Genomic DNA, 15,248 nt, shown 5'->3' with positions numbered 1-15,248 from the left:
TTACGGCGGTGAAGCGAAAGATTACTCACAAATCGACTCAGCACCTGAAGAAAAAGCACGTGGTATTACGATTAATACTTCACACGTAGAATACGATTCTCCAATTCGTCACTACGCGCACGTTGACTGCCCGGGCCACGCCGATTACGTTAAAAACATGATTACTGGTGCTGCTCAGATGGACGGCGCGATCCTTGTGTGTGCTGCGACTGACGGTCCAATGCCACAAACTCGTGAACACATCCTTCTTTCTCGTCAGGTTGGTGTACCTTACATCATCGTATTCTTGAACAAGTGTGACCTTGTTGATGATGAAGAATTACTTGAATTAGTAGAAATGGAAGTTCGTGAACTTCTTTCTACTTATGACTTCCCTGGTGATGACACTCCAGTTATCCGTGGTTCTGCGCTTAAAGCGTTGGAAGGCGATGCTGGTCAATATGGTGAGTCTTCAGTTCTTGCTCTTGTTGAAGCGCTTGACTCTTACATCCCAGAACCAGAACGTGCTATCGACAAAGCATTCTTAATGCCAATCGAAGACGTATTCTCAATTTCTGGTCGTGGTACTGTAGTAACAGGCCGTGTAGAAGCTGGTATCGTTAAAGTTGGTGAAGAAGTAGAGATCGTTGGTATTAAAGATACAGTTAAAACAACTGTAACTGGCGTAGAAATGTTCCGTAAACTTCTTGACGAAGGCCGTGCAGGTGAGAACTGTGGTATCTTACTTCGTGGTACTAAGCGTGAAGACGTACAACGTGGTCAAGTACTTGCTAAACCAGGTACAATCAAGCCGCACACTAAATTCGACGCAGAAGTATACGTACTTTCTAAAGAAGAAGGTGGTCGTCACACTCCATTCTTAAATGGTTACCGTCCACAGTTCTACTTCCGTACAACTGACGTAACTGGTGCAATCCAGTTACAAGACGGCGTTGAAATGGTTATGCCAGGCGACAACGTTGAAATGTCAGTAGAATTAATCCACCCAATCGCAATGGACCCAGGTCTACGTTTTGCGATCCGTGAAGGTGGTCGTACTGTAGGTGCTGGTGTTGTTGCGAAAGTAACTGCATAAGCATATTATAGTGATGGATTACGTCTCAGGTTGAGGGCTTTGGCTCTCAACTTGCATTATAGGTCAGTAGTTCAATTGGTAGAGCGTCGGTCTCCAAAACCGAATGTTGGGGGTTCGAGTCCCTCCTGACCTGCCATATTTTGAAATAAAAAGCTTGATGCTGGCTTAGTTGTTCATATAATAAGTCGCGAGTTCTACGACGAGTACAAAAATGTCGAATGATAAATCGCGTGACGCATTGAGCGACGCGCCAATTCCTCAAAGAAATAATTCTGCTGAAGTTGTTCGTTCTGGTTCGCCTTTAGATATTGTTCTATGGGTGATAGCAATAGCATTGTTGCTTTTAGCTACCATGGTGAATCAGCATTTGCCAGCGTATTGGGCACCTGCAAATAATGTTTGGGTGCGCGTTGGGGCAATTTTTGCTTGTATCGTTGTGGCTTTAGGTTTATTATACGCCACCCATCAAGGTAAAGGCTTCGTTCGCTTGCTAAAAGATGCACGAGTCGAATTGCGTCGAGTAACTTGGCCAACAAAACAAGAAACAGTCACTACATCGTGGCAGGTTCTATTGGTTGTAGTTGTTGCATCATTGGTTTTATGGTGCTTTGACTATGGTTTGGGTTGGTTAATTAAGTTGATTATCGGGTAAAAGAGCTATGAAACGTTGGTACATTATTCATGCCTACTCTGGCTATGAAAAACAAGTGATGCGTTCACTTACAGAACGAATCCAGCGTAGCGCTGTTGCCGATAGCTTTGGTGATGTCCTTGTTCCTACCGAAGAAGTGGTAGAAATGAAGGATGGTAAGAAACGTAAATCTGAGCGTAAATTCTTTCCTGGCTATGTGTTAGTCGAAATGGAAATGAATGATGATACTTGGCATATCGTTAAAGAATGTCCAAAGGTTCTAGGTTTTATCGGTGGTACACCTGAAAAACCAGCACCAATTACTCAACGTGAAGCAGATGCGATTCTTGCGCGTGTACGTAATACTGGTGAAGCGCCACGTCCTAAAACGATGTTTGAGCCAGGTGAAGAATTACTTGTTATTGATGGTCCATTCACAGACTTTAAAGGTGTGGTGGAAGAAGTTCAATACGATAAGTCACGTTTAACGTTGACGATTAATGTATTTAATCGACCAACTCAGGTTGAACTCGAGTTTCGCCAAGTCGAAAAAACGATTTAATCTCAATTGGTTGAAAAGCGCCCGATTTTATCGGGCATTGTTGTTGTAACAGTAGTGTTGCGTAAAGATTGGGGAGCCTAGCGGCGTTTGTACCCAGAGGTATTTTAAAATGGCTAAGAAGATTGACGGCTATATCAAGCTGCAAGTTCCAGCTGGTAAAGCAAATCCATCTCCACCAATTGGTCCTGCATTAGGTCAACGTGGTGTAAACATCATGGCATTCTGTAAAGAATTCAATGCTGCTACACAAAAAGTTGAACCAGGTCTTCCAATTCCTGTAGTGATTACTGTGTACAACGACAAGTCGTTCACATTCATCATGAAAACTCCTCCAGCTTCTATTCTTCTTAAGAAAGCTGCTGGTATTCAAAAGGGTTCATCTGTACCAAACAAAACTAAAGTTGGTAAGTTGACTCGTGCTCAGTTAGAAGAAATTGCGACTACTAAAGAACCGGATTTAACTGGTGCTGATTTAGACGCACGTGTTCGTACCATCGCTGGTTCTGCACGTTCTATGGGCTTGGAAGTGGAGCTATAAGACATGGCAAAGTTAACTAAACGTCAAAAAGCCATTGCTGCTGCTGTTGAAGCAAACAAAGTTTACACTTTGGAAGAAGCAGTACAAGTTCTTAACAGCCTACCTGCTGCAAAGTTCAAAGAATCTTTGGATGTAGCTGTAAATCTTGGTGTAGACCCACGTAAATCTGATCAGGTTGTTCGTGGCGCAACTACATTACCTGCAGGTACTGGTAAAACTGTACGTGTAGCTGTATTTGCTCAAGGCGCGCAAGCAGAAGCTGCTAAAGAAGCTGGTGCTGATGTTGTAGGTTTTGATGACCTTGCTGAAAGCATCCAAGGTGGAAACCTTGACTTTGATGTTGTAATCGCTGCTCCTGACGCTATGCGTGTTGTTGGTAAGCTCGGTACAATTCTTGGTCCACGTGGTTTAATGCCAAACCCTAAAGTTGGTACTGTAACTCCTGACGTAGCGAATGCTGTTAAAAACGCTAAATCTGGTCAGGCTCGTTACCGTGTAGACAAAGCGGGTATTATCCATGCTGCGATCGGTCAATTAGGCTTTGATGCTGCTGCTATCCGTCAAAACGTTGAAACCTTAGTTGCTGACTTGAAAAAGTTAAAACCTGCAACTTCTAAAGGTGTATACATCAAAAAGATCACTTTGAGCTCAACTATGGGTCCTGGTCTTACAGTTGATGTAAACAACGTTTCTAACTAAGTTTAGACTTAGTAAAGAATTTTAAAGTCCTGATTGGGGACAGAACTTAAATAGAAATGTTTTCTATTTGGTTGGGTGGAGCAAAGCTTTATCCCTTACCCGTCAGGCGGACTTTGAATTGATAAATGAGAATTTATCAGCGTCAAAGACCTCAGGCGAAAAGATGCCGTTTTCGAATAGCACTTTTCTTAATAAACCAGCCTGCGTAGACGCGGTGGTGTGATTTGTTCCTCCTCCGCGTGTAAGTCGAAAGGCTTACGAATTGGGAGTGTGCCCATTGGGTACATAAATCACCTTAGGAGGTTTTACAATGGCTCTTCTTATTGAAGACAAAAAACAGATCGTTGCGGAAGTAAGTGAAGTTGCTTCTAAGGCGTTTGCAGCCGTTGTTGCTGACTACCAAGGCTTAAGCGTAGAGCAATTAACAACACTTCGTGTTGAAGCTCGTAAGTTAGGTGTTTCTACACGTATTGTACGTAACACTTTGGCTAAACGCGCACTTCAAGATACTCAATTCAATATCTTGAACGACAACCTTGTTGGTCCAACAATTCTAGGTTTTTCAACTTCTGAAGATGACATGGGTGCAGCTGCACGTTTGTTCGAAGATTTTGCTAAAACTAACAAAGCATTTGAGTTAAAAGCTGCTGCATTTGACGGCAAAGTTTATCAAGGTGCTGACGTTAGCGTAATTGCAAACCTTCCGAACCAAGAGAAAGCTCTTACTATGCTTGCCTCTGTCCTTCAAGCTCCTATTTCGAAATTGGGTCGCCTTATTACAGCGCTCAAAGAGAAAAACGAGTCAGAAGCTGCTTAATCAATTTTACACACCATTCAATATCCATTTGGAGTTATTCTCATGGCTTTAACTAACGAAGAAATCTTAAACGCAGTTGCTGAAAAAACTGTTCTTGAACTTGTTGAATTAATTTCTGCTTTCGAAGAGAAATTCAACGTTTCAGCTGCAGCTGTTGCTGTTGCTGCTCCAGCTGGTGGCGCTGCTGCTGCTGCTGAAGAACAATCTGAATTCAACGTTGAGTTGACTTCTTTCGGTGCTAACAAAGTAGCTGTAATTAAAGCAGTTCGTGAAGCAACTGGCCTTGGTCTTAAAGAAGCTAAAGACCTAGTTGAAGGTGCTCCTCAAGTTCTTAAAGAAGGCGTTTCTAAAGAAGAAGGCGAAGAACTTAAGAAGAAACTTGAAGAAGCTGGTGCTACAGTTACACTTAAGTAATTGTAAAAGGAGTCGGTTTTTAAATCGGCTCCATAAAATGGCTGATGGCTCTTGGGTCATCAGCCTTTTTGCGTTACAATAATCGGCTCGATTTTTGTTAGTTTTGTTTGTTTTTTAGAAAAATTCAAATAAAACAAGTAATTTCAAATGTTTACCAATATTTTTCTTTTTTAAAAATATTGTTAAGCGTTTTTATACCACTAAAAATTGCAGCATTTGTAAACAGTGGTGGCCATATCGGCCTGCGTAATTCCTTCTGAGCCCGTTCTGCAGGCGGGCTTGGTTTACTTTCCGAGGACTCCAGATGGCATACTCATATACCGAAAAGAAACGGATCCGTAAGAATTTTGGTAAATTGCCCCAAGTAATGGATGCACCGTACTTACTATCGATTCAGGTCGATTCGTACAGAACATTCTTGCAAGATGGCAAAACTCCAAAAAACCGCGAAGATATCGGTCTCCAAGCCGCATTTCGTTCAGTTTTTCCTATCGAAAGTTATTCTGGCAATGCTGCTTTAGAATTTGTTGAGTATAGCCTTGGTAAACCTGAGTTCGATGTACGCGAATGTATTCTTCGTGGTTCGACTTATGCGGCACCAATGCGCGTTAAAATTCGTTTGATTATTAAAGATCGCGAAACTAAATCAATTAAAGACGTACGAGAACAAGAAGTCTATATGGGTGAAATTCCACTCATGACTGAAAACGGTACATTCGTCATTAATGGTACTGAGCGTGTAATCGTATCTCAATTACATCGTTCACCAGGCGTTTTCTTTGATCACGATAAAGGTAAAACCCACTCAAGTGGTAAAGTGTTGTATTCAGCACGTATCATTCCTTACCGTGGTTCATGGTTAGACTTCGAATTTGATGCAAAAGACTTAGTTTACGTACGTATTGACCGTCGTCGTAAATTACTTGCTACTGTTGTGTTACGTGCACTAGGTTATAACAACGAACAAATCTTGAATTTGTTCTATGAAAAAGTGCCTGTGTATCTTGACATGGGCAGTTACCAGATTGACCTAGTACCTGAACGTTTACGTGGGGAAATGGCTCAATTTGATATTGCTGACAATGACGGTAAAGTTATTGTTGAGCAAGGTAAACGTATTAATGCTCGTCATGTACGTCAAATGGAAGCTGCTGGTTTAACAAAACTTTCAGTTCCTGATGAATACTTATATGAGCGTATCACTGCTGAAAATATTACTTTGCGTGATGGTGAAGTAATTGCTGCGAATACTTTGTTAAGCCATGAAGTTATGGTGAAGTTGGCAGAAGGTGGTGTTAAACAGTTCAATATCTTGTTTACGAACGATATTGACCGTGGTTCGTTTGTTGCTGACACATTACGTGCAGATACAACAGCTGGCCGTGAAGAAGCATTAGTTGAAATTTATAAAGTAATGCGTCCAGGCGAGCCGCCAACAAAAGAAGCTGCTGAAAACTTATTCAATAACTTATTCTTCTCTTCTGAGCGTTATGACTTATCTCCAGTAGGTCGTATGAAGTTCAACCGTCGTTTGGGTCGTCCATACGAAGTTGGTACTGACCAGAAGTCACGTGAAGTAGAAGGTATTTTATCGCACGAAGATATCATTGATGTATTACGTACATTAGTTGAAATCCGTAACGGTAAAGGTGAAGTCGATGATATCGATCACTTGGGTAACCGTCGTGTACGTTCTGTTGGTGAAATGACTGAAAACCAATTCCGTGTTGGTTTGGTACGTGTTGAACGTGCAGTTAAAGAACGTTTAAGCCAAGCAGAAACAGATAACTTGTCTCCACAAGATCTAATTAACGCTAAACCAGTTGCAGCTGCAATCAAAGAATTCTTTGGTTCAAGCCAATTATCTCAGTTCATGGACCAAAACAACCCATTATCTGAGATTACGCATAAGCGTCGTGTATCAGCGCTTGGGCCTGGTGGTTTAACACGTGAACGTGCGGGCTTTGAAGTACGTGACGTACATCAAACTCACTATGGTCGTGTATGTCCAATTGAAACGCCGGAAGGTCCAAACATTGGTTTGATCAACTCGCTTTCTGTATATGCAAAAGCAAATGACTTCGGTTTCTTGGAAACACCTTACCGTAAAGTAGTAGATGGTCGAGTAACTGATGCAGTTGAATACCTTTCTGCGATTGAAGAAGTAGGTACTGTTATTGCACAGGCCGATTCTGCAGTAGATAAAGATGGCAACCTAACAGAAGAGTTTGTTTCTGTTCGTCATCAAGGTGAATTCGTACGTATGCCACCTGAAAAAGTGACGCATATGGACGTTTCTGCTCAGCAAGTTGTATCTGTTGCTGCATCACTTATTCCATTCCTTGAACACGATGACGCGAACCGTGCGCTTATGGGTTCAAACATGCAACGTCAGGCAGTTCCTACTCTACGTGCGGATAAACCGCTTGTAGGTACAGGTATGGAAGCGAACGTTGCACGTGACTCAGGTGTGTGTGTGATCGCAAACCGTGGTGGTGCAATTGAATACGTAGATGCTTCTCGTATCGTTATTCGTGTAAACGAAGATGAAATGATTGCTGGTGAGGCGGGTGTAGATATCTACAACCTCATTAAATATACGCGTTCTAACCAAAACACTTGTATCAACCAAAATATTATCGTGAATTTGGGCGACAAAGTTGCTCGCGGTGATATCTTGGCAGACGGTCCGTCTACAGATATGGGTGAGCTTGCGCTTGGTCAAAACATGCGCGTTGCGTTCATGACTTGGAATGGTTACAACTATGAAGACTCGATCTTATTATCTGAGCGCGTACTTCAAGAAGACCGTTTAACTTCTATTCATATTCAAGAATTATCTTGTGTAGCGCGTGATACTAAGTTAGGTGCAGAAGAAATTACTGCCGATATTCCTAACGTTGGTGAAGCTGCACTTTCTAAACTTGATGAATCAGGTATCGTTTATATCGGTGCTGAAGTTACAGCAGGTGACATTCTTGTTGGTAAAGTAACGCCTAAAGGTGAAACTCAGTTAACTCCTGAAGAAAAATTGCTTCGTGCAATCTTTGGTGAGAAAGCAGCTGACGTTAAAGATTCATCTTTACGTGTTCCATCTGGTACAAAAGGTACAGTTATCGATGTTCAAGTCTTCACTCGTGATGGCTTAGAGAAAGATGACCGTGCATTGGCGATCGAAAAAGCACAACTTGATGCTTACCGTAAAGACTTGAAAGAAGAATACAAGATCTTTGAAGAAGCAGCTCGTGAGCGTGTAATTCGTTTGCTTAAAGGCCAAGAGTCTAATGGCGGTGGTTCAACTAAACGTGGTGACAAACTCGTTGAAGAAGTGTTATCTGGTTTAGAGCTTGTTGATTTACTTGAAATTCAACCGGCAGATGAAGCAATCGCTGAGCGTTTAACTCAAATTCAAGTGTTCTTAAAAGAAAAGAGCGCAGAAATTGACGAGAAATTCGCTGAGAAGAAACGTAAGCTTGCAACAGGTGATGAATTAACAACTGGCGTATTGAAAGTTGTTAAAGTTTACTTAGCTGTTAAACGTCGTATTCAGCCTGGTGATAAGATGGCTGGTCGTCACGGTAACAAGGGTGTTGTATCTAACATCTTACCTGTTGAAGACATGCCACACGATGCTAACGGTGTACCAGTAGATATCGTATTGAACCCGTTGGGCGTACCATCTCGTATGAACGTGGGTCAGATTCTTGAGACTCACTTAGGTATGGCGGCTAAAGGGCTTGGTGATAAAATCGAGAAAATGTTGAAAGAACAGCGTACAGTTTTAGAACTGCGTGAATTCTTAGACAAGATTTATAACAAAGTCGGTGGTGAGCAAGAAGATCTTGATAGCTTAACTGATGCTGAAGTCTTGGCACTTTCAGGCAACTTACGTGCAGGTGTACCTTTAGCTACTCCTGTATTCGATGGTGCTGAAGAAAGCCAAATTAAAGACTTGCTTGAGTTAGCTGGTATCTCTCGTACAGGTCAAACAGTATTGTTTGATGGCCGTACTGGTGAACAGTTTGATCGTCCTGTAACTGTAGGTTACATGTACATGCTCAAATTGAACCACTTGGTTGATGACAAGATGCATGCGCGTTCAACTGGTTCTTACTCTCTTGTTACACAGCAACCGCTTGGTGGTAAAGCACAATTCGGTGGTCAGCGTTTCGGTGAGATGGAGGTCTGGGCACTCGAAGCTTACGGCGCAGCATATACTCTCCAAGAGATGTTAACTGTTAAGTCGGATGACGTTGAAGGTCGTACACGCATCTATAAGAATATTGTAGATGGTAACCATTATATGGATCCGGGTATGCCTGAATCGTTCAACGTATTGACCAAAGAGATCCGTTCTTTAGGTATCAACATTGAACTGAAAAATGGTGATTAAGTCGTAAGACTCACGATTTTTTAGGTAAAAACAATATTTGTGACCCAGTCGGGTAAGCGTTGCTTCCCGACACACGGAGAAAAAAATTGAAAGACTTGCTCGATATCATGCGTAAGAAAACGGACTCAGATGGTCATGCACCAATTGAGTTTGACCGTATCCGTATTGGTCTTGCGTCACCAGAAATGATTAAGTCATGGTCTCATGGTGAAGTTAAAAAACCTGAGACAATTAACTACCGTACTTTTAAACCTGAACGTGACGGTTTGTTCTGTGCCAAAATTTTTGGTCCAGTAAAAGATTACGAATGCTTGTGTGGTAAATACAAGCGTATGAAATACAAAGGCGTCATTTGTGAAAAATGTGGCGTTGAAGTAACTACAGCGAAAGTTCGTCGTGAACGTATGGGTCACATTGAACTTGCTTCTCCAGTTGCACATATCTGGTTCTTAAAATCGTTACCGAGCCGTATCGGTTTATTATTAGATATGACACTTCGTGATATCGAACGTGTATTGTATTTCGAATCATACGTTGTAACTGACCCAGGTATGACTCCGTTTGAAAAGTATCAACTTTTAACAGACGAAGAATACTTCAATGCACTTGAAGAACACGGTGATGAATTCACTGCGAAAATGGGTGCAGAAGCGGTTCAGGACTTGTTGAAAGATATCGATCTTGAAGCTGAAATCGCACGTTTACGTGAAGAAATTCCTCAAACAACTTCTGAAACGAAGTTGAAAAAAGCGTCTAAGCGCTTGAAATTGATGGAAGCATTCAAAGATTCAAACAACAAGCCAGAATGGATGGTGATGAATGTACTTCCGGTACTTCCACCTGATTTGCGTCCATTAGTTCCACTTGAAGGTGGTCGTTTCGCGACTTCTGACTTGAACGATTTATACCGTCGTGTCATTAACCGTAACAACCGTTTGAAGCGTCTTCTTGACCTTGCTGCTCCAGATATCATCGTACGTAACGAAAAACGTATGTTACAAGAGTCTGTAGATGCATTGCTTGATAACGGACGTCGTGGTCGTGCAATTACTGGTTCTAACAAGCGTCCATTAAAATCTTTGGCAGATATGATCAAAGGTAAACAAGGTCGTTTCCGTCAGAACTTATTAGGTAAGCGTGTTGACTATTCTGGTCGTTCGGTAATTACTGTAGGTCCTACTTTACGTCTTCACCAATGTGGTCTTCCGAAGAAAATGGCACTTGAATTATTCAAGCCATTCATTTTCGCGAAACTACAAGCTTCAGGTCAGGCGACTACCATTAAAGCTGCGAAGAAAATGGTTGAGCGTGAGACTCCGGAAGTTTGGGACGTTCTTGCTTCTGTAATTCGTCAACACCCAGTAATGTTGAACCGTGCGCCAACACTTCACCGTTTAGGTCTTCAAGCATTTGAACCTATTCTTATTGAAGGTAAGGCAATCCGTCTTCACCCACTCGTTTGTGCTGCGTTTAACGCCGACTTCGATGGTGACCAAATGGCGGTACACGTTCCATTGACACTTGAAGCACAGTTAGAAGCTCGTGCATTGATGATGTCAACAAACAACATCCTGTCACCAGCAAACGGTGAGCCAATCATCGTTCCTTCTCAGGACGTTGTCTTGGGTCTTTACTACATCACACGTGATGCTGTAAATGCCAAAGGTGAAGGCATGGTGTTTGCGGATACTCATGAGGTAAACCGTGCACTTGCTACTGGACAGGTTGCTATCCATGCGCGTGTTAAAGTACGTGTACACCAAACTGTTATCAATGAAAATGGTGAACGTGAACACCAAACTATTATTGTTGATACAACACCTGGTCGTTGTTTGCTTTGGGAAATTGTTCCACAAGGCTTAAGCTTTGACATGATCAACCTTGAGATGACTAAAAAGAACATCTCTAAATTGATCAACTCTTGCTACCGTAAACTTGGTTTGAAAGATACAGTTATCTTTGCTGACCAATTAATGTACTTGGGCTTCCGTCAAGCGACTCGTTCAGGTGTATCTGTAGGTATGGAAGACATGCTCATTCCACCTACTAAGCACACAATTATTGATAAAGCAGAAACAGAAGTTCGTGAAATCGAACAACAGTTCGAACAAGGTTTCGTAACTGCTGGTGAGCGTTATAACAAAGTTGTCGATATCTGGGCGCGTACAAACGACCAAGTTGCTAAAGCAATGATGGATAACTTGTCTTATACACTTGTTAAAAACAAACAAGGTGAAGACGAGAAACAAAAATCATTCAACAGCATCTATATGATGTCTGACTCGGGTGCCCGTGGTAGTGCGGCGCAGATTCGTCAGCTTGCTGGTATGCGTGGTTTGATGGCAAAACCGGATGGCTCGATTATTGAGACTCCGATTAAAGCGAACTTCCGTGAAGGTTTAACAGTACTTCAGTACTTTATTTCAACACACGGTGCGCGTAAAGGTTTGGCCGATACCGCATTGAAAACTGCGAACTCTGGTTACTTGACTCGTCGTCTTGTAGACGTAGCGCAAGACTTGGTAATTACTGAACCTGACTGTGGTACAGCGGGTGGTTTAGTAATGACTCCATTCATTCAGGGTGGTGATGTCATCGAGCCATTACGTGACCGCGTATTAGGTCGTGTAACTGCTGAAGACGTACGTCGTGCATCTGATGATGAAGTTGTATTACCTCGTGGTACGTTAATTGACGAGAAAATCGCAGCTCAGCTTGAAGAAGCTGGTGTCGATGAAGTTAAAGTACGTTCAGTAATCGCATGTGAATCAACATTCGGTGTATGTGCTCGTTGTTATGGTCGTGACCTCGCACGTGGTCACTTGGTGAACCCAGGTGAGTCAGTCGGTGTAATGGCTGCACAGTCAATCGGTGAGCCAGGTACACAGTTAACGATGCGTACGTTCCACGTTGGTGGTGCTGCGAGCCGAACTTCTGCTGCGAACAGTGTTCAAGTACGTAACAAAGGTACTGTACGTTTCCATAACGTGAAAACTGTACAACATGCAAAAGGCCACTTGGTTTCAGTTTCACGTTCAGGTGAAATTGGTATTGCCGATGATTTAGGTCGTGAGCGCGAGCGTTATAAACTTCCGTACGGTGCAAGCATCTTGTTGAAAGATGGTGAAGCTGTAGAAGCTGGCGGTATCGTAGCGACTTGGGATCCGCATACACATCCATTAGTAACAGAAGTTGCTGGTAAAGCGCGCTTCAGCCAAATCGCTGATGGCGTAACTGCAACATCGAAAACTGATGATGCAACTGGTATGACTACTGTTGAAATCTTGCCTGTAACAGCTCGTCCTGCTTCTGGTAAGGATTTACGTCCTGCAATCGTGTTGGATACAACAGATGGCGGCGAACAGTTCTACTTCTTGCCACAAAATACAATCGTAACTGTCCGTGACGGCGAAACGATTGGTGTGGGTGACGTTATTGGTCGTGTACCACAAGAAACATCACGTACTCGTGATATTACCGGTGGTCTTCCGCGTGTAGCTGACTTGTTCGAAGCGCGTAAGCCAAAAGAGCATGCAATTCTTGCTGAAGTATCAGGTGTTGTAAGCTTCGGTAAAGAGACTAAGGGTAAAAACCGTTTGGTAATTACTCCTGATGATGGTTCTGAGATTTACGAAGAATTGATTCCAAAATGGCGTCAAATCAACGTATTCGAAGGCGAGCATGTGAACCGTGGTGAGACTATTTCTGATGGTCCACAAAACCCACATGACATCTTGCGTTTGAAAGGTGAAGTTGCATTAACTAACTACATCGTGAATGAAGTTCAAGACGTTTACCGTCTCCAAGGTGTAAAAATCAACGATAAGCACATTGAAGTTATCGTACGTCAAATGTTGCGTAAAGTTGATATCACTGATGGCGGTGATACAAGCTTCATTAAAGGCGAGCAAGTGGATTACATCCGCGTTGTTCAAGAGAACCAAGCTGTCTTGGCTCAGAACAAGTTCCCTGCGAAGTTTGAACGTCAATTGATGGGTATTACGAAAGCATCGCTTTCTACTGACTCGTTCATCTCTGCTGCATCGTTCCAGGAAACAACTCGTGTGTTAACTGAAGCGGCTGTAACAGGTAAAGAAGATGATTTACGTGGCTTGAAAGAAAACGTTGTAGTAGGTCGTTTGATTCCAGCAGGTACTGGTCTCGCGTACCACTTAGAGCGTCGTCGTCAAGAAGCAGAAGCTGCAGAGCATGAGCTTCATAATGACTTCAGCGAAGTAGATCAAGCATTTAGCCAAGCATTAAACTCTGAACAATTCTAAGTTTAGGCTGGCAATAAAAAAGGCACCTTAGGGTGCCTTTTTTATTTATATCTATTTATAACAATTTTAAATTGTAATTACATAAACATATTAAAGAGCCATTATTTTATTACTTAAGCGGGATAAATACTCCACAAAAACACACTAGGCTACCTGCTTATGAAGACTGGAGTAAATCTAATGAAAAAAATGATGATGATTGTTAGTGTTGGCCTGATGTCTACAACTTTGTTTGTTGGTTGTCAGAATGCAAGCCCAGAAAGTCAACGTATTGGTTCAGCTGCTATTGGTGGTGGTGCAGGTGGTGCAGTAGGAAAACACGTGGGCGGTAATATAGGTGCAGGTCTAGGAGCGGCACTCGGTGCAGGTGTTGCGGCTAATGCAAAAGGGTCTAGCAGTAAAACCGTACGTAATAGTGCAATTGGTGCTGGTGTCGGCGCTGTATTAGGTGGAGCAATTATTGGTGGTGACGCTGGTGCTGCTACAGGTGGAGCATTGGGTGGTAGTGCCGGTGCAGCCTATGAAGAGAAGAAAGGGAAGTACTAAAAGTATCCTTAATAATTGTTAAACTATAGAAGTCTTTATGTGATTAAAGACTTCTTTTTTATAATTAAAATTTTGCTTAATAAATATAAAAGGCAGAGCTTTACAAAATATCAATCGATTAGGACAGATGGTTAACACAATCTGATCAAATTCCTCATAAAAGGGGATTATTCTTTTCTCTAGAACAGATCATTGTGAGAACGGTCATGAAAAAAACAATTGGATTAGTTTCTGCTTTAATGTTGTCTACACTTATGTTCACAGGCTGCCAAAATATGAGCCCATCTGACCAACGTATTGGTGCAGCAGCAGCAGGTGGAGCACTTGGTGGTGGTTTAGGTAACCATGTAGGTGGAGGTATTGGTGCAGGCTTAGGCGCAGCGGTAGGTGCAGGTGTCGGTTCTAATACTCAAGGAGGCAGTAAACAGACAACGACTAAGAGTGCGATTGGTGCTGGTATCGGTTCGGTCGTAGGTAAAGCACTGATTGGTGGTGACTCTGGTGCTGCAATTGGCGGTGCGATCGGTGGTGGTGCTGGTGCTGCGATTGAAGAGAAAAGATAAAAAATTAACAAATAAAAAAATAAGCGCTTTTAGCGCTTATTTTTTATTGAGGAAAAGGTTTCGCTTTTTTACGTCTGATATAAAGCGTTTTTTGAACCTCTGCAATTCTTACCCCAGATTCATCAAAAATGTTTAGATGATATGTTCTTAAAACAGGTTCATAGTTCTCGGCAAGTTCACGAATTTGTTCTATTTCAGCTAAATCAACTCGAATATCTGCATGTACAGTACTTCGGCCAGGGGACAAAAAATTGATTTCGGCAGCTTTGTCCCAAACAATATATTTTGATCCGAGATGATGCATAAGAATCATCATATAAAATGGGTCAACCATTGAATAAAGACTTCCACCAAAATGTGTACCGACTAAATTTTGATTTTTCCAAGTCAGTGGCATTTTTACGCGCACATGGCAAAGTTCTAAATTCATGATTTCAATATAAATCCCTGCGCCACGATAAGGGGGATAGTGATTAAATAGAAATTTTGAAATCGTAGGATTGTTCTGAAGTCTTCTTAAAATAGCCATAATAGTCAATTTTTTTTATTGCAACAGTATTCATACTAGATAAGTATCATCTTTTTTATATTGATGGCAATGCTCTATCCGACTAACGACATGATCGATTGAAAAACAAGATAGGAAATGATTATGCAGCCAAAAGTTCATACAGTAACAACAAGTGATCAACAAACGCTTTGTGCTAAAACATGGGGTGACGAAAAAAAT

At 42.0% G+C, this 15,248-nt stretch carries 13 protein-coding genes and 1 tRNA gene; 13 read left to right on the top strand and 1 reads right to left on the bottom strand.

The genetic code is table 11. The annotated features are described in order from the left end of the window. From tuf to J536_RS22875, 12 genes are all read left to right on the top strand, one after another. Positions 1-1,075: elongation factor Tu (gene tuf / locus J536_RS22930; RefSeq protein WP_032063411.1), on the top strand; the 1,075-nt coding region annotated here is incomplete at its 5' end. Between the two features lie 60 nt (positions 1,076-1,135). Then, positions 1,136-1,211: transfer RNA gene (locus J536_RS22925), tRNA-Trp, on the top strand. A gap of 75 nt (positions 1,212-1,286) precedes the next feature. Next, positions 1,287-1,727, top strand: a complete 441-nt coding sequence (secE, locus tag J536_RS22920; RefSeq protein ID WP_002114837.1) for a preprotein translocase subunit SecE — start codon at positions 1,287-1,289, stop codon at positions 1,725-1,727. Between the two features lie 7 nt (positions 1,728-1,734). Next, entirely contained in the window at positions 1,735-2,268 is a 534-nt protein-coding gene (gene nusG / locus J536_RS22915; RefSeq protein WP_002115092.1) for a transcription termination/antitermination protein NusG, read from the top strand. A 109-nt stretch (positions 2,269-2,377) separates the two neighbouring features. Beyond that, a complete protein-coding gene (gene rplK, locus J536_RS22910) occupies positions 2,378-2,806 on the top strand; it encodes a 50S ribosomal protein L11 (RefSeq protein ID WP_001074682.1) in 429 nt (142 codons plus the stop codon). A gap of 3 nt (positions 2,807-2,809) precedes the next feature. Beyond that, a complete protein-coding gene (rplA, locus tag J536_RS22905; protein WP_005065788.1) occupies positions 2,810-3,505 on the top strand; it encodes a 50S ribosomal protein L1 in 696 nt (231 codons plus the stop codon). 310 nt (positions 3,506-3,815) lie between these two features. Beyond that, the gene (gene rplJ, locus J536_RS22900; RefSeq protein WP_002115099.1) at positions 3,816-4,322 is read left to right on the top strand and encodes a 50S ribosomal protein L10; all 507 of its coding nucleotides are present in this window, start codon (positions 3,816-3,818) and stop codon (positions 4,320-4,322) included. Between the two features lie 42 nt (positions 4,323-4,364). Further along, on the top strand, positions 4,365-4,736 hold the full coding sequence (rplL, locus tag J536_RS22895; protein ID WP_001229360.1) for a 50S ribosomal protein L7/L12: 372 nt from the start codon (positions 4,365-4,367) through the stop codon (positions 4,734-4,736). A 304-nt stretch (positions 4,737-5,040) separates the two neighbouring features. Beyond that, positions 5,041-9,129 (top strand): DNA-directed RNA polymerase subunit beta, encoded by a 4,089-nt coding sequence (gene rpoB, locus J536_RS22890; RefSeq protein WP_002114857.1) that lies wholly within the window; start codon positions 5,041-5,043, stop codon positions 9,127-9,129. An 86-nt stretch (positions 9,130-9,215) separates the two neighbouring features. Continuing rightward, the gene (rpoC, locus tag J536_RS22885; protein ID WP_002114988.1) at positions 9,216-13,409 is read left to right on the top strand and encodes a DNA-directed RNA polymerase subunit beta'; all 4,194 of its coding nucleotides are present in this window, start codon (positions 9,216-9,218) and stop codon (positions 13,407-13,409) included. A gap of 180 nt (positions 13,410-13,589) precedes the next feature. Beyond that, positions 13,590-13,955, top strand: a complete 366-nt coding sequence (locus J536_RS22880; RefSeq protein ID WP_005065793.1) for a hypothetical protein — start codon at positions 13,590-13,592, stop codon at positions 13,953-13,955. 206 nt (positions 13,956-14,161) lie between these two features. Beyond that, a complete protein-coding gene (locus J536_RS22875) occupies positions 14,162-14,518 on the top strand; it encodes a hypothetical protein (RefSeq protein WP_002115127.1) in 357 nt (118 codons plus the stop codon). Positions 14,519-14,561: 43 nt separating this feature from the next. Here J536_RS22875 and J536_RS22870 read toward each other — a convergent pair whose 3' ends face one another. Beyond that, positions 14,562-15,047: a DUF4442 domain-containing protein gene (locus tag J536_RS22870; protein ID WP_005079397.1), complete on the bottom strand. Its 486-nt coding sequence runs from the start codon at positions 15,045-15,047 to the stop codon at positions 14,562-14,564. Between the two features lie 117 nt (positions 15,048-15,164). Here J536_RS22870 and J536_RS26290 point away from each other — a divergent pair. Next, a partial coding sequence (locus tag J536_RS26290) for a hypothetical protein (RefSeq protein ID WP_228130723.1) occupies positions 15,165-15,248 on the top strand: 84 nt, incomplete at its 3' end.

Source organism: Acinetobacter sp. 809848 (genome assembly GCF_000581275.1).
In the GTDB taxonomy this organism is placed as follows: domain Bacteria; phylum Pseudomonadota; class Gammaproteobacteria; order Pseudomonadales; family Moraxellaceae; genus Acinetobacter; species Acinetobacter pittii.
This window is presented reverse-complemented; position numbering and strand designations above follow the sequence as displayed.